Source organism: Pelovirga sp., assembly GCF_059864205.1.
Genome location: NZ_JCBCBS010000087.1, coordinates 20318 through 41429, shown reverse-complemented (window position 1 = coordinate 41429; position 21112 = coordinate 20318). Strand labels below are relative to the sequence as shown.

The following is a 21112-nucleotide window of genomic DNA, read 5'->3' as shown; positions in this document are numbered from 1 at the left end:
AGCAGCACGGATGGACAATGGACAGCGGCCCCGTTTTTGATCTATTTTAGCGGCGCCCCCAGGAGAAGCCCGATGCAGCCCTTTATTGAAACGATCATTATAGTCATGCCGGTCTTTCTGGTCATTGCCCTGGGCACCCTGCTGCGGCGTCTCGGGTTGATGGATGACAATTTTCTGAAACATACCAACAAACTGGTTTATGTGGTTTTTCTCCCTCTGCTGCTGTTTCATCGTATCGGCCAGGCGGATTTCAATGTTTTTTTTAATCCCGCGCTGGTCGTCGGCTCATCAATCGCCATCACTGCCGGCTTTTTTGTCTCGTACGGTTATGCCAGTCTGCGGCGCTATCCCGGCCCGGTCAAGGGGAGCTTCAGTCAGGGGTCCTTCCGTGGCAATCTGGCTTACGTCGGTCTGGCCATCTGCATGAACGCCTACGGTGAAGAGGGGTTGACCAGCGCTGGTATCCTGATGGGGTTTCTGGTACCGGTGCTGAACTTTTTTGCCATTCTGGCCCTGCTGCTGCCGCACCAGGGGCACCGGCAGGGAAATAAAACCAACTGGCTGCGCCAGCTGGCGCTGAACCCCCTGATTGTCGCCTCATTTCTCGGTCTACTGTGGAGCTTTTTTGAACTGCCGCTACCGATCATCTTCGACCGTGCCCTCGATATTTCCACTGGCTTGTCGCTACCGTTGGCACTATTGGCCATCGGTGGCACCTTTTCTTTAGGGCAACTCAAAGGGGATTTAAAAATTGCCGGGCTGGCGACCCTGATCAAGCTCGCCCTGCTCCCCCTGATCGCCACTGTTATTCTGATCCCCCTGGGGGTCAGCGGCCAGGATCTGGGGATCGGCATTCTCATGGCGGCAACCCCGGCAGCGACAGCCACCTACATCATGGCACACCAGATGAAGGGGGATGCTGAACTGGCCGGCTCAATCGTCATGCTCTCCACCCTGTTGTCGGCGCTCAGTTACACCATCGTCCTGCTGATTCTAAAAGGAACCGGACTTCTACCATGACGACCCCAGCCCTAACCCCTGGCCCCCACACCGATTTCACCCCCCTGCTGATCGGCGAAAGCTTGATCATTGTTCCTCCCGACACAGCCGTTTCGGACCACAACCGCCGGACCATCTTCATGGCACGTGGTGCCTTCGGCTCGGGCGATCATGAAACCACCCGCAGCTGTCTCGAAATCATGGAGAATTGGAGTTTTTCCAGGCCACCAAAGATTCTTGATCTCGGCAGTGGTACCGCTATTCTCTCTATTGCCGCCCTGAAACTCTTTAGTGGTCACGCCTGGTGCGTTGATGTTGCAGAATCGGCCGTTGCCAGCGCCCGCCACAACTGCAACCTGAATCAGATTAACAGCGTTACTCACCACTGCGGCACCCTTGACACCCTCACAGAGTCAGATTTTGACCTGATCCTGGCCAATATTTATGGTGATATTCTGCTCGATGTAGCGGAAGATCTGATTAACCGCGCAGCAGCAGGGGCAATCATTCTTCTTTCCGGCATCCTGTGGCAATACAACTTCGATATCCGCGAGCGCTATCAGAGCCTTGGCTGCACCCTGGTTAAAAACCGCCTGCTGGAAGAATTCAGCACCCTGTTGTTGCGGAGAACATGAGGCCTTCATGCAAATGACCCCAACCCAGATTTTTCTGGTTTTTCTCCCTTACGGAGCGGTTTTTTTTGCCATCGGCGTTGCCATCACATCGCGGCGCAAATCCTTCGCCAACCTCAAAATTGCCGGTCTGTTCTGGCTGCTGGCCATCTTTGCTTTTGTCCACGCCCTGCACGAGTGGATGGAGATGTACCGTCATTTGCGCCTGATCGACGACGGCACACTGTTGATTTATATCCGCCACAGCAGTTTGCTCTCGGCGCTGGTTTCTTTTCTGTTTTTATTCATGTTTGGCGTCACCCTGATAACCGCACTGGTAGAAAGGTCGAAAGCCTGGCCGCAGCTTTTTTTTATCATTATGCTGGTCACCTTAGTTGTCCATTTGCTTTGGCAATATCCATGGGATGACCCAACATTGCTGCGCAAAATCGAATACGACATGCGCCTGTTGATCGCCCTGCCGGCAACCATTTTAACGGCTGCCGGTTTTTTTCTTTACGCCCGGCAACTTTCCAGACAGGGGTTGCGCGGAGCCTACAACGTTATCGGAACAGGCAGTGCCTTTGTCGCCTACGGCATCTTTACCGGTGCAATCCCCTCGGGGTCGGTACTGATTCTGCCCATTGAGGTCTGGCGGGCAACCAGTGCATTTATCATCCTGCATTTTCTCATGTACGCCCTTGATACCTTCATGGATCAGCGTGAAGAAATGATCACCGAACGTCTTCAGCTGGCGGCCAACAGTGAAAAACTCAGTGCCATCGGTCGTCTGGCTGCGGGCATCGCCCATGAAATCAACAACCCCCTGGCCAATGCCTCCCTGCAACTGGAAATGCTGCGCCAGCATAAAGAGGTCAAAGAACTTCCGGAAAAAATTACTGGGCGTCTGACGACGATCGAAAAGAGCATTGATAAATCTTCCCATATTGCCAAAGAACTACTCATCTTTGCCGGTGGCAAAACCTCTGAGACTGAATTTGCCCAGTTGTCGTTAAAACCCATTATCAAATCTGCGTGGGAAATGGCCGCATACCGTTCTTCTAATCATCGATTTATTGACAACATCACAGCCCTGCCGCCTATCGAAGGAAACCATATCAAGCTCGAAGAGCTGTTTTTAAATCTGTTTCTCAACGCCATCGATGCCATGCCGGAAGGAGGAACGCTTGAAATCAATGGCAGGGTCGATGCTGATGAGGTTATTATCCGGGTGACGGACACCGGCTCCGGCATTTCACCAGAAAATCTCGCCCGGGTGATGGAGCCTTTTTTCACCACCAAAGAAGTCGGTCAGGGCACCGGCCTGGGTCTCTCCATCTGCTACGGCATCATGAACCAGCACGGCGGCTCCATTGAGATCGCCCCGCGTTATGGGGTTTATGGTGCCCAGGTCACCCTGAAGTTCCCCCTTCACGGTGAGGAAAAACCAGAAAAGGAAGCAAGCTGATGAATCAAATTCTTGTCGTTGATGATGACCGGGAGCTGCGTACCACCCTGGTGGAAGTTCTGGAACAGGAAGGGTTGCAAGCAGTTATGGCCCGGAGCGCTGACGATGCCCTAGAGCGACTGCAGCAGGAGACCTTCGATCTGATCCTGCTCGATCTGGTGATGCCCGGAACCGACGGCATGACCGCCATCCCGTTGATCAGAAGACAGGCCCCACGCACCCGCATCATCGTCATGACCGCCTATGCGTCAGTGCAGAATGCTGTCCAGTCCCTGCAGCAGGGTGCTGACGATTACATTGTCAAACCGTTCAAAATTGACGGTCTGATGTTAACCGTGCGGCTTAACCTGCAAAAAGCCCGTTTTTGTGAAGAAACCGAAGCCGCTGATCTGGACAAGATTTTCAATGGTCTCGCCAACGGCCTGCGCCGACAGGCCCTGCAGCTGTTAAGTCGCCAGGGGCAGATGCGTTTTATGGATCTGGTCCGCGCCCTGGAGATTGAGGATCACACCAAGGTGAGTTTTCATCTCAAAACCCTGCGCGAGGCCGGCTTTATCGACCAGACATCGGACAAATTCTACCAACTCACCACCAACGGTCAGCGCGCAGCTACCTGCCTATCCTACATCTGCAAGAGCCTGGAAGCTTCAGCTCAAGCGCGACCCCCGATCGTACCTTAAAAACTCACCGTTTCAGCCAGTTACTCCCCTGTGAAGATTTCTTCACAAGGCCATCCGCTATTGGTGATTACTTTTATCTGGTTTTGCCGGCACCGCCCATCTAGGATAGGCATCATCACCGTTGACTATTCACCGCATCAACACAACAACTGCCACATGGAGGTAAGTACATGAGAAAATTGATTTTTTGTCTGACCCTGGTGTTTGTGGGTCTGACAGCAAACGCCTTTGCCAACCAGTATGAAGGCTGGAAAACCGAGGGCTACGCCGGTCCGGATACCTGTAAAATGTGCCACGCACAGGAGTACAAAGACTGGTCAACCAGCTGGCACACGATGAAGACAGAATGGGGCCCAGCCTTCCCGGAAATCTACAACAGCTATTCCGATGAGCGTTATCCCTGGGGCAAGGAAAAGATCTACCCGTGGATCGTCCGTGACTGGGACAAGCTTGATACCTACGTGATCCTTGATCGCAAAGATGCCAATACCAACTACATCGACATTGAGAAGGTCGCCCTCAAGGATGTCGAATTGATCATCGGCAGCCAGCGCAAGCAGCGCTATGCCATGTATTATGACGGCGGCCCGCGCAAGGCCTGGCTGGCCACGACCCAGGATCGCGGTATCTCCTGGACCCTGGACAAATCCACCGTGGTTGATTACCCCGGCAACAAGGAGCGCGCCGGCTATAAATTCCTGTTCATTGAAGTCAGACCAAAAGACGGCGATATCAACAAGAACAACTATGGCACCTGGCGTTCCTGGCAGGAGCAGTGCATCGGTTGCCACACCACCGGTTTCGATGCGGATGCCTGGTATCAGGCTAAGGATGACTATATCGCCGGCAAGCGCGAGCACCTGCGCGATACGTTCGCAGTCACCACCAATATCTCCTGTGAAGCCTGTCACGGCCCGGGTGCAGCCCATGCCAAAAAACCCTCCAGTGCCAATATCGTTAACCCGGCCAAACTGACCGATCCGGCTGCGCGCATGGTTTCCTGTAACAACTGTCACACCCGCGCCCAGACCAACGTCAAATACGGCAAGGGCTCCAACGACAACCGTGGCTTCATCCAGGGGCAGCACACCTATGAAGACGTGATGCAATACACCCGTCCAGCCTGGGGCAAGGGCAACCGTCAGGTCTCCATTGACGGCAAGGGGCGCCGTGACCATCAGCAGGATATGGACCTGATGCTTAGCTCTACCATTGTCGGTTCCCACAGCACCCACGCCCAGATGGCCTGCTTTGACTGCCATGCCACCCACAATGTCGGCAATAATCCGCAAAGCCCCTGGCTGTTTGACAAGACGGCTGTTGAAGTCTGCGCCAAGTGCCACGGCAACCAGGCTGAAGCTGTCCTCAAAGCCTTTGATGGTCGCACCGGCTGGGATCGCTACAAATACGGCAATTGGGATAACGAAGGTGGCCGCGTCGCCAACAAGCAGCACATCTTCAACCTGGATGATCAGGGCCGCTCTTTTGGTTTGCCCCCGGAAAAATACCACTGGGCGCTGAAAAAAGATGGCAACGCCACTATCGAAGCAGACTGGCTGGCGATCTGGCCCTGGGAAAAAGCGGAGTACGAAGGCAAGGGGATGACGGTTGCCATTGAAGCAACCCCCTGGAGTAAATAGACAACAGCTTTAGCATCACTCCGTAGCAACAAGGTCAACAGGGGATCTGTCAATCAGACGGATCCCCTGTTATTATTTGTGGTATGAAGACCGCTCATGGAGGCTTGCTAACCGATAATGAACACACTCCCCCTGGCAGATAAGGATCCCGCTATCAAGGCCATCAATATTGAAAAGCTGGAGTTGAGGGCTGCAGGCTCCACCCTGTTCTCAAACTTGTCCCTGACCCTCGAACCCGGTGAGAAGCTCCTGATCAAAGCCCCTTCCGGCTTTGGTAAATCCACCCTGCTGCGCGCCCTGCTCGGCTTTGTCCCCATCAGTGCAGGATCTATCAGCATATTCGGTAACGAATTGACATCTCGGTCTGCCTGGCAATTACGCTCCCGCATGGCCTACGTCGACCAGGAACCGGATCTGGGTGATGATTCTGTTGAAACGGTCTTTTCGCGCCCGTTCAGCTATAAAAGAAACCGCCATCTGCAACTGAATTCCCGGCGCATTACCGAACTGATGGGCCAACTAGGTCTGCCCGACTCATTGCGATCAAAAAAGATAACCGCCCTGTCCGGCGGTGAAAAACAACGTATCGCCCTGATCAGTGCCCTGCTCCTTGAGCGTGATATTTTATTACTCGATGAGCCAACCTCCGCCCTGGATGAAGAAACGACCTTTAGCGTCGCGCGGCTGCTGAGGGAGAGGAAAGAACTGACAATTCTGGCGATATCCCATGATCCATCTCTGGCCGGCGCCCTTAACCGGACGGTTGACCTGCGACAACGCACCCGGAAACCATCATGACCATTATTGATATCAGCTTTTTAAATCTGGCCCTGGCCTATCTGATGTTTGTTGTCCCACTGGCGATTATGATGTGGCTGCGGCTGCCGATGATCAGCGACACCCTGATCGCCATGGTGCGCATGACCCTGCAGCTGCTGTTTGTCGGTTTTTACCTGCAGGTTGTTTTCAAACTCAACAGCGTCCTGCTGACCGGTTTATGGCTGTTGATCATGATTGTCATAGCTGATCTCTCCATTGTCCGCAGTTGCGGCCTGCGTTTGCGCGCTGTCGCCGGCGGGGTCTTTATATCTCTGCTGATCGGCACCCTGACGCCCTTGATGTTTTTTGTTTTCTTTGTATTTCAGGACTCCGCAGCCCTGGGTGCCCAATATGTCATCCCGATCAGCGGGATGATCCTGGGAAACTGTCTGCGTGCTGATATCGTTGGCATGCAAACCTTCTATGAAAGTCTGCGGCGCCAGGAAAAAACCTATATTCATACCCTGGCCCAGGGCGCCGGACTGATGGAAGCTCTACTTCCTTTCGTGCGCAAAGCCTTTCATGCCGCTCTGGCTCCAACCGTTGCGGCAATGGCAACCATTGGACTGGTGGCCCTGCCGGGGATGATGACGGGGGTGATTCTGGCCGGAGGTGACCCGATGACAGCCATCAAATATCAGATTGCTATCATGATCGCGATTTTTAGCGGCACGGCACTGACGGTCCTGCTTGCCATTTTTCTGACCACCAGGGGCAATATCGGCATAGACGGACTATTAAAACAGAAAATTTTTGCAGACCAGAAGTAAATCCTGTTGTATCTGTTCAGCACCGGATCTTCGGATCCTATGTCAAGGGACGCGATTGTTTGCTATTGGGTCATCCCTGACCGCTTGTTGTCGCCGTCCATGGCGACAAACACCCTTGCCACAGGAACCCCGACTCTGTGCAAGGACAGTGCTGAATAGTTACATCCTGTTAAGGGGGCCGGTTTTCTATCCGTGCAACGGCTCCATTCTCTCCCTGACCGCTTGGTACTGCTGGGGGCTGCCGATCAGTGCCACCAGATCGCCGACCGCAAATACCAGATCAGCTGATGGGTTACTGATAAAGTTCCCTTCTCGCAACACCCCGACCACCGATGCACCGGTGTGCTGACGCAGGTTGATTTCACGCAGACTTTTTCCCACCAGCAAACTTTCTTCCTGAATTTCTTCCCAGGTCAGCTCAATCAGATCACGGGCGTGTTTGAGCAGATGAAGATCCTGCTCCAGGGTCTGCTGACCACGGTCGCCATAATAGCGTTCGCGCCGCGCATCATCGGTAAATTTCTGGATCAACGGTACCGGAATATGTAGATTCAACAGAGCCTGCCGGGCGATTTCCAGCCCTGCTTCCAATTCCGGATTAATAACCATATAGACCCCATCTTCATAAAGGGCCTTCATCTGTTCTGCCCCCACAGCCCTGACCACCATACTCAGGTCAGGATAATTCAGGTGGACATGACGAACGATCGCCTCGGTAGTGACAATATTGGGAACAGTGATCAACAGCTGTTTTGCCGCGGCTATATTGGCCGCTTCCAGCACTACCGGTGAGCCGGCATCGCCGAAGATGACCGGGTACCCCAGTTTCTTACTCTCCTTGATGGAATTCTGGGCAAGCTCGACCAGGACAAAAGGCACGTCAAGTTTGGTCAGGATGTGAGCCACGCTCTGTCCCACCTGCCCGCTCCCGGCAATCACCACATGGCCGTGCAACCCTCCAGGGGGGAGGTTGAAAGATTCCAGTTTTTCACGCTTGAACAGGCGCTGCTGCAAACGATACAAGGGGGAGGTAAAACCGGAGACCAAGGGGGTCATCAACATGCTGATGATGGTTGCAGAGAGCAAAAATGAATGCTGCTCCATACTCAGAAAACCACCTCCATAACCAACCTGCCCGAGAACGAAGGAAAATTCACCGACCTGGAACATCCCCAGAGCCACCGCCAGCGGCACAATATTGCCATAACCGAAAGCGCGGGCGATGATGGCCATAATCACGGCTTTACCAACCGATACCAGCATCACCAGCTTAAAAACCCCGAACCAGTTTTCAATCAGAAACTGGGGATTGAGCAGCATACCAACCGAGGTAAAAAACAGCAGGCCAAACAGATCGCGCAACGGAATAATGTCGCTTAACGCTTGATGACCATAATCCGATTCACTCAGGACCATGCCGGCGACAAAGGCACCGAAGGCAAAGGACAGCCCGACCATATAGGTGGCATAGCCGATGCCCAGACCGATGGCGGTAATCGTCAGCAAAAACAGTTCTCGCGAATTCCAGCGCGCCACCCGCGTCAGCAGAAACGGCAATAATCGGGTTCCAAGCAACAACATGATGGCCAGAAAAACCACGGATTTGACCACCGCTACACCAAGCAGGGGCAATCCGGCAGCCGGGTTGGTGATTTGCGGCAGCAGGATCAACAGCGGAACAACAGCCAGATCCTGAACAATCAGAATCCCGATCATCACCCGACTCGACAGGGTCCCCATCATCCCCTGGGCCATCAGGGTTTTGAGGATCACCATGGTGCTGGAAATGGAAATCAGTCCCCCCATCCATAAAGAAGGCCCCGGTTCCCAGCCGAACCAGCGACCGATCAGGTAACCGTAACCGATGGTCGTCAGGATCTGAATCGGGCCGCCGATCAAAGCCACATATTTGACCGGCTTGAGCTCCTTCAGAGAAAATTCCAGCCCGAGAGCAAAGAGCAACAGGGCCACTCCAATTTCCGCGAGCTTCTCAATTTCATTGACTTCCGACATGGATAAACCACCGGCAAAAGGGCCGATTGCCACCCCTGCGAGGATGTACCCGAGAATCAGCGGTTGACGCAAACGCTGGGCAACCAGTCCACCCACCAGTGCAGCAACAACAATAATGACAATATCAGCGGCAATTCCCATAAAGCTTCCCTTCTATGTGATCCATTCCATTGCTTAGGTTTTTCGTTGTCAAAGATAGTCTGACCATCAGGCGCTGTCAAAGTCAGTCTGTAATTACACCATCCCAACCCTTGCCAGCAAAACCTTCAGCATGCGAGAGTATAATTTATTCAACCCGTTTTTGTTGGAATAAGTAAGGACATTATTATCATGAAGAAGCTCATTCTTTTGTCAATACTGGCACTGTTCATGATACAGACTGGCTGCTCCGATGGCGATTGGCGCACTGCCAGTCGAGAACCGGCAGGAATAGCTCCGGACCCGGCACGCAGCCGGGAAGCGGTGGTTCAAGTCTATGCAGCGCGCGCCTGGGGCTGGCGGGGCTGGTTTGCCGTCCATACCTGGATTGCGACAAAAGGTACCGACGAACCCTATTATACCGTCTATGAAGTGATTGGCTGGCGCGGCAACCGTGGTCTGCCGGTGTTACGGGTCGAAGCTGACGTCCCCGATCGTTACTGGTTTGGCAAAAAACCACGCTTGCTTGCTGACTTCCGTGGCAGCGGGGTTGATGAACTGATTGAGCAGATTAAAACAGCCGCCCATAACTATCCGTGGCCGGACGAGTATCGCGTTTTTCCCGGTCCCAACAGCAACACCTTCACTGGCTGGGTTGTCGGCCAGGTTCCTGACCTTGATGTACGCCTCCCCTTTTCTGCCATTGGCAGCGGCTACAGCAGGTAACCAAACCTATCCTGCTACCCCACATCCAACTTGTACAGGCTGATCTCTCCTGTTAGAATTTCCAACTGACGCCAGCAGTTTAACCGGCTTTTTGCCGACTCTGCCGACAGCAAAATGCTTTACCAGGAGAAATACACCCGATGACATCTTCGCAAGACTCCCCCTATCAGATAAACAATCCCCACAGTATCGACACGGATGAGATCATCAAGCAACTTGCAAGTCCGGCTAAAGGGCTGACCCACGCCGAAGCGCGGAAAAGGCTCGAAGATGTCGGTCACAACCGTCTGCCGGCTGCGCCAAAAGAAGGGATTTTCAGACGTTTTTTCAAACACTTTCATAATCTGCTGATCTACGTATTGTTGGCTGCTGCACTATTGACGGCAATCCTCGGACACTGGATCGATACCGGTGTTATTCTCGCCGTGGTCATTATCAATGCGGTCATCGGCTTTATTCAGGAAGGCAAAGCTGAAGAAGCCCTTGAGGGGATTCGCAAGATGCTGTCGCTTCAGGCCCTGGTCTTGCGCGACGGTCGCTGGCTGGAGATCAATGCCGAGGAGCTGGTTCCGGGTGACCGCGTCAAGCTGCGTTCCGGCAATCGCGTTCCTGCCGATATGCGCCTGATTGAAACGACGCACCTGCAGATTGAAGAATCGGCCCTGACCGGTGAGTCGCTGGCGGCTGACAAATCCACTGCGGCCGTTGATGCTGACGCCGGCATCGGCGATCGCTACGGCATGGCTTTTTCCGGCACCCTGGTCACCACCGGCCGTGGTATCGGTGTCGTCTCCGCAACCGGCATTCACACCGAAATCGGCCGCATCAATACGATGATTGCCGAGGTCGAAAAAATCGCCACCCCCCTGACCCGCCAGATGAATATCTTTGGCAAACGCCTGTCAGTAGTGATTGTCGGCACGGCCGTCGTCATGTGGTTTATCGGTTGGTTCTTCCACGAGTACACAGTGGGGGAACTCTTTCTGTCGGCCATCGGCTTCGCTGTTGCTGCCATTCCTGAAGGACTACCCGCCATTTTCACCATTACCCTGGCGTTGGGCGTGCAACGCATGGCAAGGCGCAACGCCATTACCCGCAAACTCAATGCCATCGAAACCTTAGGCTCGGTAACGGTAATCTGCTCGGACAAAACCGGTACCCTGACCCGCAACGAAATGACGGTGCGCCATCTGGTCACCAGCGGCAACAGCTATGAAGTCAGCGGTACCGGCCATGCTCCGGAAGGGCAAATCAAGCACCACACCCTTGGCGATAAAACCCTGGACCTCAAAGAGCATCTGGAAGCTTTTAATCTGATTGAAACCATGTCCGTCTGTAACGACTCGGAGATCGTCCAGGTGAACCAGCAGTGGCGGGTCACCGGCGAGCCGACAGAGGGCGCCTTGCGCACCCTGGCAGCCAAGGCCGATTTTGATGACAGTCGCTATGAGCGCGTTGCCACCGTCCCCTTCGAATCACACAACAAGTTCATGGCAACCCTCAACCGGACGCCTGACGGCGAGCTGATGATCTTCGTTAAAGGGGCTCCGGATCAACTGCTCGACCGTTCAAGTTTTCAGCACAGCGCGGCCAACGGCGAAGAGCCCCTTGATCGCAGCTTCTGGGAAGATCACGTTGAGCAACTCAGCAGCCAGGGATTACGGGTGCTGGCGGCGGCAGCGCGCCCGGCCGAGGACGGCCAGGACATTCTGAAAATCAGTGACATTGACAATGATCTCACCTTTTTGGGACTGGTCGGCATTATTGACCCGCCACGGCCGGAAGCGATCGACTCCATTGCCATCTGTCATCAGGCCGGCATCCAGGTCAAAATGATCACCGGCGACCACGCCGGAACCGCTGTGGCCATCGGCCGCGAAATGGGGATTAAAAACGCTGATCAGGTTATTACCGGGGGCGAACTGGAAAAAACCTCGGATGATGATTTACGCCAGTTGGCCCGCGACAATAATATTTTTGCCCGCACCAGCCCGGAACACAAACTACGCCTGGTTAAAGCGTTGCAGGCCAATGGTGAGGTGGTCGCCATGACCGGCGATGGGGTTAACGATGCCCCGGCCTTAAAGCGCGCTGATGTCGGCATCGCCATGGGAATCAAGGGGACTGAAGCCACCAAGGAAGCCGCCGAAGTGGTGCTCGCCGATGACAACTTTACCTCCATCGAACGAGCGATTGAAGAGGGACGTACCATCTATGACAACCTGCGCAAAGCGATCCTCTTCATTCTACCGACCAACGGTGCCGAAGGACTGGTTATCCTGACCGCGATCATCCTGGGCACTGCCCTGCCCCTGACCCCGGTTCAGATCCTCTGGGTCAATATGGTGACTGCAATCACCCTGGCCCTGGCCCTGGCGTTCGAACCGGCAGAACCTGGAGTCATGGAACGCCCACCGCGCCAGCCCGGAACATCAATTCTTGGGCCAATCTTTGTCTGGCGCATTATCTTTGTTTCCATTCTGATTGGTGGTGCTACTATCGGTATCTTCCTCTATGAGAGAAATATCGGCCTTCCCCTCGATCTGGCCCGGACCCTGGCCGTCAATACCCTGGTATGCGGCCAGGCCTTTTACCTGTTCAACAGCCGCTACCTGAAACGTACCAGCCTGAAAATCAGTCGACTGACTGCTAACCCTGCGGCATGGGTGGCCGTCGCCGTGCTCGCCTTTTTTCAACTGTTATTCGTTTACGCCCCCTTTATGCAGTTGTGGTTCGGCTCGGCACCCCTGGAAGCTCGGCACTGGTTGATCCCGCTGGGTATCGGTGCAGCGGTTTTCTTAATCGTCGAGGTAGAAAAAATTCTCACGCGCCGGCTGCTATAACCTTTGTACAAACGACAACGATGGTTACTTGAAATCCGCCTTCATTGGCGCTAGTATCAGCCACCATCTTTATTGGCACCCATATTTCAAGAGGATCACTCGATGCGACTGAAAACTATACTTGTGACAGGCTTGCTGAGTGCAGGACTCGTCACCACGGCGATTGCTGACACCCGCTATATTTCTGACTCCCTGGTCGTCACGCTGCGCAACAACACCAGCAATGACCACCAGGTGCTCGAGCGCCTATCATCAAACACCCCGGTCACTTTTCTTGCTGAACAGGGGAATTTTTATCAAGTTCGCACCCCCAAGGGAAATGAAGGTTTTATACTTAAACAGTATGTTACTGCGGATGTCCCCAAAACCCTTATCATCGAGCAGCTGCAGGCCCGCATCGCGGCACTTGAAGCAGACTATAATCAACTGCAGGCCCGCTATAACCGACTGCAGCAGGGCAATGAAGGCTCAACGCAAAACACCGATCTGGTCCTTCAGCTTGAAGAGGCACGCACAAACCTGAAACAATTAACCGAGCAATATGAAAGCTTACGTGAAAGTTCTGCCGATGTTCTGACCCTCTACGAAAACAACCAATTGCTGGAGGAACAAAACCAATCACTGACCCGCGAAGTACTGATCTTACGTGAGGAAAACAGCAGCTTTCACCGCTCCAACATGATCCAGTGGTTTCTCGCCGGCGCCGGTGTCTTTTTGGGCGGCTGGTTTATCGGCAAAGTCTCGCGACAAAAACCACGCGGCTTTTCACGCTGACTTTTGCCTTCCTGTCGTTTATCCACATCTGGACGTAGACACCCGGTTGCGTCCAGATCTATCCTCACAAAACTAATCTTTATTTTATTCTAATATCTGTTTTTATCCTTGATTTGTCGGTTTCTTCGATCGCAATGATGACATGAGTCAATTAAGCACTGGAAGTACCTTCCGAGCTCCCCGCCTGGCCAACTCTCGTCACCGTTTCTCATCAACCACCTTTGTGCTTTTGACTTTCGCCGGCACCTTCGGCCATAGTAGTGAATAATTTGTCCTGAAACTTCAAGCCACTAGCCCATGCTACCTTTTCCGCACATAAAGAGTGTGTTATGAACATTGAACAGATGAAAGTCGTACTCAAAGAAATTCTGACGACGACCGACCTGACCCCCTGTGTGGTTGGTCACCGCGGGGTCGGCAAAACAGCCGGCATTATTCAGGTATGTCGGGACATCAATCGCAGCTATATTCCTTTACGCCTGGGCCAGATGGAAGTTGGCGACCTGGTCGGCATTCCCTACCGCATCGATGAGACGATGCACTGGTCCCGTCCCGCCTGGTGGCCCGCCGACAATGCTCCGCCGACTATCATCCATTGTGATGAACTCAATCGTGCCCAGCAGGAAGATACCCTGCAGGCGATCTTTCAATTTGTCGAGCCACCATCACAGGGACAACAACGCGCGCTACACACCCACAAACTGGCTCCACAGCACCGGGTCGTGGTTGCCATCAATCCTCCCGATGGCAGTTACCAGGTCACCCCGCTGGACCGGGCTCTGCTCGATCGCATGGTCGTCATTCAAGTCGAAACGGACGCTGACTGCTGGTCCCAGTATGCCCAGCAGTCAGATTTTGATCTAGCGGTACGCCAATTTATCGGTGCCCACCAGCACCTCCTGTCACTTAACAACGTCAGCTTTGATATGAACGTCGAGCCTTCGGAACGTGCCTGGGAAATGGTCAGTATCCTCCGGCGCCATTGTCACTTCCCGAAACAACTGGAGATGGAGGTCTACAGTGGCGTCATCGGCAAGGAAGCGGCGGTTGCCTTTCTGCAATGGCGCAACGAACAGCGCCTGCGCCCGTTGACGGCGGCAGATATTCTGCAGCGTTGGCCAATGGTCGCCGAGCAAGCTGAAAAACAACGTGATGACATTCAAGCGGCAACTATCCATGAATTAACCACTCGACTCCAACAGCAGACTCATCTGGATAAAATCGAGCAGGACCATCTGGTGGCCTATATCGATATTCTGCCACGCGACATGCGTTTTGCACTGGTCAAAAGTCTACTGCGGATTCCGCCGATCGCAGCGATCTTGTGTCAGGACAAATACGACGCCGCGATTCTCGACATTATCCGTAACATCAGCCGGGACACCTTGTAATCCGATGCGCCTGCTTGAAGATGCAATTATCCGGCTGTTGAAACATCGCCCATTTTATGGTCATTTTCTGTTGCAATTTCGCCGCCGGCCCTACCGGGGACGCAAAGCGGTTGCTGTCACCCTGATTGATGCCTTGCCAACCCTGATGGTTTCGCCACAGTTATTTGCTCTTTTTTCCACCGAAGAGCAGCAGGCGCTACTTGAGCATCTGATCAAACATATTCTCCACCTGCACCCTTGTCGACGCCGCGATCGTCACCCCGGACTCTGGGATCTGGCCTGCGATTTCGCCATCAATCCCGGCATCGACCATCTGCCCGCCGCGGCACCCCGACCCGAACGGCTCAAGCTGGCGGCCGGCCTTGCCGCTGAAGAATATTACGATCAGTTACTGCACATACCGCTCCCTGGTGATCACCTCGGTGATGGCTATGGCGACAGCGCTGCCGACGTCAGCGGTGAGCAAGCGCATGACGAGGCCGCATCAACCCCCGATATTTATCAGCTGCAGCCGTTGGACGATCACCAGCACTGGCAGGAGGCTGAGCGCACCCCAGGTTCCCTGAGCGAACAGGTGGTCCGGCAGATGGTGCAAGTGGCCTGGAAAAAAAGTGCGAACGAAATTGACGGCGAATTGCGCACGCTGATCAATTGCTACCTCGCGCCACCAAGCATTCCCTGGCAACAGATTCTCAGGCAGTTTATCGGTACTGCCGGGCGGGTGGGCAAAATCTCGACCTGGAAACGTGCCCATCGCCGATTTGATCAGACCATGCCGGGCCTGCGCAAGAAACAGTATCTGAACCTGGTGGTCGGCATAGATGTCAGTGATTCCACCGACACGCAACCCCTGCGTGAAATCTTTGCCAAAGAACTGCTACGGATTGCCCAGGCCCGCCAGAGCAGGATAACCGTTCTTTATGCCGGCAGCCGCATTCAGAAAATTTCTTCTTTTAGTGGTCATCCTGCAGTTGTCGATGTCTTTCATGGCGGTGGATTTACCGACCTGCGCCCGGTATTTGACCATGCCCGTACCATGCAACCCCGCCCTGCTGCTATCATCTACCTGACCGACGGTTTTGGCCCTGCGCCGGAATCATCAGACATTCCCACCTTATGGGTGCTCTCGCCCGATGGCCAAAAACCTGTAACCTGGGGACTTGAATTACGACTTGATCACCTCATGGAGGCATCATGACCTACACCCAACCAACCCCCATGTCGGAAGACAGCATTACCGCGATGCTGCTAGCAGCTGGAGCCCGCGTCAAAGGACGATCCGGGCGCAGCGCTCACTACGGTTCGCCACGGGATTTTTCCTTTGAAGTTAAAGCGGTGTTCCCCAACAAACTGGCTCTGCAGATCACCGCGCGCCAGTACAACTATCGTGATCCCTGGGAAGCAAGCGGCAGAGTCAATGACCTGATTGACGCGACCCTGCTATTTGACGGGAATTACAGCCAACTTCCCAAAGGCTACAGCTACTTTCAAGATACGGATACAGAAGAAAACCTCGATTCAGATCAATTAAAAGAATTGATTCAGGCAATCGCTGCCATCAACCCAAAGCTCTTCACCCTGCAGAGCCTGACTGGTGACCTGTAACGGATAAGGAATAAAAAAACGGAAACGGCGGCTAATATTTTTACTGATTTAGACCGAAAAAGTGCTACAATAGTAAATTGTCATGAATATTTTCATATAAAGGCCGGCAACTATGGGGCGTCAGAAAAACCCATTAATCCTCACCATTGATGATGAAGAGCAGATCCGTAACAGTTTTCGCCTGTTTCTTGAAGATCATGATTTTGACGTTGTTGAAGCGAAGAACGGCCGTGAAGGTCTGGATGTCTTTCGCCGTAGAAAACCGGATCTGGTTCTGTGTGATCTGCGCATGCCGGAAATGAACGGACTGGAGGTTCTGCAGACGATCAAGGCGGAATCTCCTGACACACCGATCGTTGTCGTCTCCGGCACCGGAATCATTGGTGATGCCATTGAGGCGATCCGCCGTGGGGCCTGGAATTACCTGCTCAAACCGATTCAGGACATGTCCGTACTGCTGCACGCCATCATTCAGGAACTTGAACGCGCCCGTTTGATTATTGAAAACCGTGCCTATCAGGAACACCTCGAAGAAGAAGTCACGCGCCGCACCGCTGCCCTGCAAAAAGCCATCAACGAGCTCAATGATTCCCACTTTAAGCTGCGTAAAAGCGAAGAAACCTACCGCTCAATTTTTGAAAACCTGCAGGATGTCTATATAGAATTTGTCAGCCACGACGTCATTCTCGAAATCAGTTCTTCCATCTCGCAGATATCGTCATTTAAACGGGAAGAACTCCTTGGTACCAAAATCGAGAGTCTCTTCCCCCGCCATGAAGAACGCGACAAGCTATTTCAGCAACTGGACCAAAAAGACCATATCCGCGATTTCGAGATCCACCTGCGTGACAAAAACAACCAGGAGATCCCTTGTTCTCTCAACGCCAGTTATCAGGGTGGTGAACGACAGAACGCCGATAAAGTCTGCGCCACCTTGCGCGATATCACCGAACGCAAACAGGCAGAAGCGCACATCGAATACCTGGCTTACTATGACCCGCTGACGGAGCTGCCAAATCGCCGTCTGCTGCTCAATCGCCTCGAACAGAACATCTCCCGTGCCCGGCGCTACGGCCACTATGGAGCCATGCTCTTTCTTGATCTGGATCGGTTTAAAAACATCAATGACTCCCTCGGCCACCTGATAGGCGATAATTTGCTTAAGCAGGTTGCCGAGCGCCTGACAGCTGATATGCGCGCCGAGGATACGGCTTCACGCCTGGGAGGCGATGAATTTGTTTTTCTTCTGTCTGATCTTGGCAAAGACTCCGGCACTGCAGCGGTGGCAGCACAGCATAAGGCGGAAATGATCAAGGATCGGCTGACTGCACCTTTTGTTGTTCAGGAAAATGTTCTGCACATCACTCCCAGTATCGGGGTAGCTATGTTTCCCTCGGCCAGCGACGCCAACGAGACAGGCAGTGATATCCTGCGCTATGCCGATACCGCCATGTACCAGGCCAAAGATGATGGTCGTGACACAATCCGTTTCTTCTTGCCAAGTATGCAGACGGCTGCTGACTATCGCCTCGCTCTGGAAAAAGAACTGCGCCACGCCATTGAACGCAACGAACTGTCACTCTATTTTCAGCCGCAGGTCGATTATCATGGAAACATCCTTGGTGCCGAAGCACTTATCCGCTGGATCCACCCAACCAAGGGATTTATCTCTCCAGACGTCTTTATTCCCATTGCTGAAGCCAGCGGCCTGATTCTGTCGATTGGTGAATGGGTGCTGCGCACCGCCTGTCAACACCTGAAAAAATGGAATCATCAGGGGCTTGGTCTGACTCATCTTGCGATTAACGTAAGTCCCCGCCAATTTCGCCAACCTGAGTTTGTCGACCAGGTTGAATCGATACTCAAGGAAACCGGGGCTAACCCGACAATGGTCTGTTTTGAAATAACGGAAGGTCTGGTTATTGACAATATTGTCGACACCATTAATAAAATGCAGGGACTAAAAAAACTTGGGCTGCAACTCTCTATCGACGATTTTGGCACCGGCTATTCTTCTTTGACGTACCTGAAAAAAATGCCCCTGGACATTCTCAAAATCGACCAGTCCTTTGTCCGTGACATTGAAACCGATGCTAATGATGCCGCTATCGTCGCTACCATCATTGCCATGGCTGAACACCTTTATCTTAAAGTGATTGCCGAAGGCGTAGAAACCAGATCTGAACTCGACTTCCTCAAACAGAATGGTTGTGCTATTTTCCAGGGCTATCTTTTCAGTAAGCCTATGCCGGATCTTCAATTCATCGAGTTATTGCAGAAGGGTATTTCGCCGACCGACAGTTGATTCACATCAACGTCTGATCATTTCAATCAATATCTTTTCGCACCAAGCGACCACCTGACATGGGATGATCTCTGTCAACAATATCACCATTTCACAGGAGAGAATAAATGAGCCAGCAGCCACGTGTCATTATCGCAACCAACAAGGGGTCGATCACCATTACCCTGAATCAGGAAAGAGCCCCCATCTCAACCAAGAATTTTCTAAGCTATGTCCGGGAAGGATTTTACGACCTGACGCTTTTTCACCGGGTTATCCCTAATTTTATGATCCAGGGTGGCGGTTTTACCGCTGACATGAAACAGAAAGGGACAAACCAGCAGATTAAAAACGAGGCTGATAATGGCCTGAAAAATGTGCGTGGCTCCATTGCCATGGCCCGTACCCAGGTGGTTGACAGTGCCACCAGTCAGTTTTTCATCAACCTGGTCGACAACAGTTTCCTCGACCATCAGGGCAAGGCTCCCAATGCTTATGGCTACGCTGTTTTCGGTCAGGTCACCGACGGCATGGAAATCGTTGACGCTATAGCCAAAGTAGCAACCGGCAATTCTGGTCCCCATCAGGATGTTCCCAAAGATGCCGTCATCATTACCAAAGCCACCATCGTCGAATAAAAAAACACCGGCTGCGAATTTTGTTCTTTTCGCAGCCGGCATCCTACTCCCTACTCCCTACTCCCTACTCCCTATTAACCGCCAACGGCAGAACCAGTCTGAAACTGCTCCCATGGTGCAGGCAAGACTCGACCTGCAAATACCCGCCGGCTTCATCAGCAATCCGGTGACAGATAGTTAATCCCAGCCCGGTACCCTCTCCTGGCGCCTTGGTCGTATAAAAAGGGTCGAATATCTGGGTCAGATCGCTGGCCGCAATACCACAGCCATCATCTTTGATCTGCAGCCATAGCGCTTCCTGCGCGGTGCCGGCAGTCAGTTCAATCACCCCTTTTTTTCCACAGGCATGTGTGGCATTGATCAATAGGTTGATAAACACCTGATGAAGCTTTTGTCGATTGATCCGCACCATGGCAAAATCAACAGGTAACATGTCGACAATGCGTACCTGCCCGAACGTTCCCTGGTGAGCAAGCAAATCACAACACACACGTAATTCAGCAACTGAATCAACATGATCAATGCTGATCTTATCAGCCGGGCGCGAAAAATTGAGAAGCTCACGCACCAGATAATCAATGCGCGCGGCCTCGACCAGGGCGCGTTCAGCAACATCTTTGTCGGCTGAATGCAAGCGCTTTTTAAGTAATTCAAGATAGCCGATCAGTGCTGCCAACGGATTGCCAAGCTCATGGGCGAGCCCTGCAGCGAGCTGCCCGACGGAAGCCATTTTTTCACTGCGGATCAACTCATCACGCGCCTGCTGCAATTGCCGATTGGTATTTTGAAGTTCATCGATGTGAATGTGCGTTTGCGCCTGACTCTTTTGCAACGCAATCACCATCTCGTTGTAGGCCGTAGCCAACTGCGCCAGTTCCGTCGGTCCGCCAATCGGCAGACGCGTATTTAAATCCCCGCGGCCGACATCCTGGGTGGCCCGCAGCAACAGCTTGGCCGGCTTGATGATATTACGTTGCAGCAGATAGTAGCCGGCCGCAATCAGAACCAGTCCGTAAAGTACCACATAAATCAGCAGCAACTGCAGGGCGTCCATCAACTGCAGACGGATATCGTCCAGACTGAAGTGCATTTCAAGCACACCGGCGAAGCGCTGATCAGCAAACAAGGGGAACGCCAACTGAACACCGGCGCTGCCTGCAGTGAAACGGTTCAGCAATGTGGGGAAATCGACCCGCCGCTCAAACTCACCCGTGAGCCGGACCTGCTGACGCCGGGCGGCACTTAAAGGCTGCCGACCTGCGGCACTAAAGGACTCAAGCAGGGTGAGATGCTGATCGAACAACCACCAGCCGTCGCAATAACCGGTTTCATCCAGCTTGCCCAGCAGCAGCTGGCTCGATGAGCCGGGGGTAGCCGTAGCAGCAGGATACAGCTGCGCAGACAGGGCAACTGTGACAATGCGGGCGATGTCCTCGAGATGACGCAAGCGTTCCGCCAACAACCGTTGCTCCGTCAGGCGCAGCATCAACATTCCCCCCAACAACAGGGCGGCCACCAGCAGAAACGTTAGAGTAACGAGGATTTCGGTGCGCAATCCGACACTTTTTTTCACGACGATAGGGATCCTCAATAGTTATGACAATTCCTGCTTGACTACCATATTTCACCGCCAAATTGAATCATGTTTGTCATAACGGCCCTGAACAGGTAATAATGCAGAGACAGATCCTGTTCTTATCATCGTTTCAGTAA

The 21112-nt window shown here is 53.1% G+C and carries 17 protein-coding genes; 15 read left to right on the top strand and 2 right to left on the bottom strand.

The features are described from left to right. Positions 1-72 precede the first annotated feature (72 nt). The 7 genes from AC6F7T_RS05925 (at position 73) to AC6F7T_RS05895 (ending at position 6987) form a co-directional block, all read left to right on the top strand. On the top strand, positions 73-1020 hold the full coding sequence (locus AC6F7T_RS05925; RefSeq protein WP_500717080.1) for an AEC family transporter: 948 nt from the start codon (positions 73-75) through the stop codon (positions 1018-1020). Then, positions 1017-1634 (top strand): 50S ribosomal protein L11 methyltransferase, encoded by a 618-nt coding sequence (locus AC6F7T_RS05920; RefSeq protein ID WP_500717079.1) that lies wholly within the window; start codon positions 1017-1019, stop codon positions 1632-1634. The genes AC6F7T_RS05925 and AC6F7T_RS05920 overlap by 4 nt, the downstream gene beginning before the upstream one ends. A 7-nt stretch (positions 1635-1641) precedes the next feature. Further along, the gene (locus AC6F7T_RS05915) at positions 1642-3078 is read left to right on the top strand and encodes an ATP-binding protein (protein ID WP_500717078.1); all 1437 of its coding nucleotides are present in this window, start codon (positions 1642-1644) and stop codon (positions 3076-3078) included. Continuing rightward, positions 3078-3758: a response regulator gene (locus tag AC6F7T_RS05910; protein ID WP_500717077.1), complete on the top strand. Its 681-nt coding sequence runs from the start codon at positions 3078-3080 to the stop codon at positions 3756-3758. Before AC6F7T_RS05915 ends, AC6F7T_RS05910 begins: the two co-directional genes overlap by 1 nt. A gap of 170 nt (positions 3759-3928) precedes the next feature. Then, a complete protein-coding gene (locus tag AC6F7T_RS05905; RefSeq protein ID WP_500717076.1) occupies positions 3929-5398 on the top strand; it encodes a multiheme c-type cytochrome in 1470 nt (489 codons plus the stop codon). 117 nt (positions 5399-5515) lie between these two features. Beyond that, a complete protein-coding gene (locus tag AC6F7T_RS05900) occupies positions 5516-6196 on the top strand; it encodes an ATP-binding cassette domain-containing protein (protein ID WP_500717075.1) in 681 nt (226 codons plus the stop codon). Further along, a complete protein-coding gene (locus AC6F7T_RS05895; protein WP_500717074.1) occupies positions 6193-6987 on the top strand; it encodes an ABC transporter permease in 795 nt (264 codons plus the stop codon). The genes AC6F7T_RS05900 and AC6F7T_RS05895 overlap by 4 nt, the downstream gene beginning before the upstream one ends. A gap of 186 nt (positions 6988-7173) precedes the next feature. Here AC6F7T_RS05895 and AC6F7T_RS05890 read toward each other — a convergent pair whose 3' ends face one another. Beyond that, positions 7174-9141 (bottom strand): cation:proton antiporter domain-containing protein, encoded by a 1968-nt coding sequence (locus AC6F7T_RS05890; RefSeq protein WP_500717073.1) that lies wholly within the window; start codon positions 9139-9141, stop codon positions 7174-7176. Positions 9142-9330: 189 nt separating this feature from the next. Between AC6F7T_RS05890 and AC6F7T_RS05885 the strand changes: the two genes are divergently transcribed. From AC6F7T_RS05885 to AC6F7T_RS05850, 8 genes are all read left to right on the top strand, one after another. Further along, complete coding sequence (locus AC6F7T_RS05885) at positions 9331-9864, top strand: DUF3750 domain-containing protein (protein ID WP_500717072.1); 534 nt, start codon at positions 9331-9333, stop codon at positions 9862-9864. A gap of 140 nt (positions 9865-10004) precedes the next feature. After that, the gene (locus AC6F7T_RS05880) at positions 10005-12707 is read left to right on the top strand and encodes an HAD-IC family P-type ATPase (protein WP_500717071.1); all 2703 of its coding nucleotides are present in this window, start codon (positions 10005-10007) and stop codon (positions 12705-12707) included. Between the two features lie 102 nt (positions 12708-12809). Continuing rightward, positions 12810-13481 carry a TIGR04211 family SH3 domain-containing protein gene (locus AC6F7T_RS05875; protein WP_500717070.1) on the top strand — a complete coding sequence of 224 codons (672 nt, stop codon included), beginning with the start codon at positions 12810-12812 and terminating at the stop codon, positions 13479-13481. Positions 13482-13810: 329 nt separating this feature from the next. Further along, on the top strand, positions 13811-14872 hold the full coding sequence (locus AC6F7T_RS05870) for an AAA family ATPase (RefSeq protein WP_500717069.1): 1062 nt from the start codon (positions 13811-13813) through the stop codon (positions 14870-14872). Positions 14873-14876: 4 nt separating this feature from the next. Next, positions 14877-16070 (top strand): DUF2201 family putative metallopeptidase, encoded by a 1194-nt coding sequence (locus tag AC6F7T_RS05865; RefSeq protein ID WP_500717068.1) that lies wholly within the window; start codon positions 14877-14879, stop codon positions 16068-16070. Then, a complete protein-coding gene (locus AC6F7T_RS05860; RefSeq protein ID WP_500717067.1) occupies positions 16067-16477 on the top strand; it encodes a hypothetical protein in 411 nt (136 codons plus the stop codon). Before AC6F7T_RS05865 ends, AC6F7T_RS05860 begins: the two co-directional genes overlap by 4 nt. 112 nt (positions 16478-16589) lie before the next feature. Beyond that, positions 16590-18782, top strand: a complete 2193-nt coding sequence (locus AC6F7T_RS05855) for an EAL domain-containing protein (RefSeq protein ID WP_500717066.1) — start codon at positions 16590-16592, stop codon at positions 18780-18782. A gap of 107 nt (positions 18783-18889) precedes the next feature. Then, positions 18890-19399, top strand: a complete 510-nt coding sequence (locus AC6F7T_RS05850) for a peptidylprolyl isomerase (RefSeq protein WP_500717065.1) — start codon at positions 18890-18892, stop codon at positions 19397-19399. A gap of 64 nt (positions 19400-19463) precedes the next feature. On the opposite strand, the gene AC6F7T_RS05845 is transcribed toward AC6F7T_RS05850, so the two are convergent. Further along, a complete protein-coding gene (locus AC6F7T_RS05845) occupies positions 19464-20972 on the bottom strand; it encodes an ATP-binding protein (RefSeq protein WP_500717064.1) in 1509 nt (502 codons plus the stop codon). Between the last annotated feature and the right edge of the window lie 140 nt (positions 20973-21112).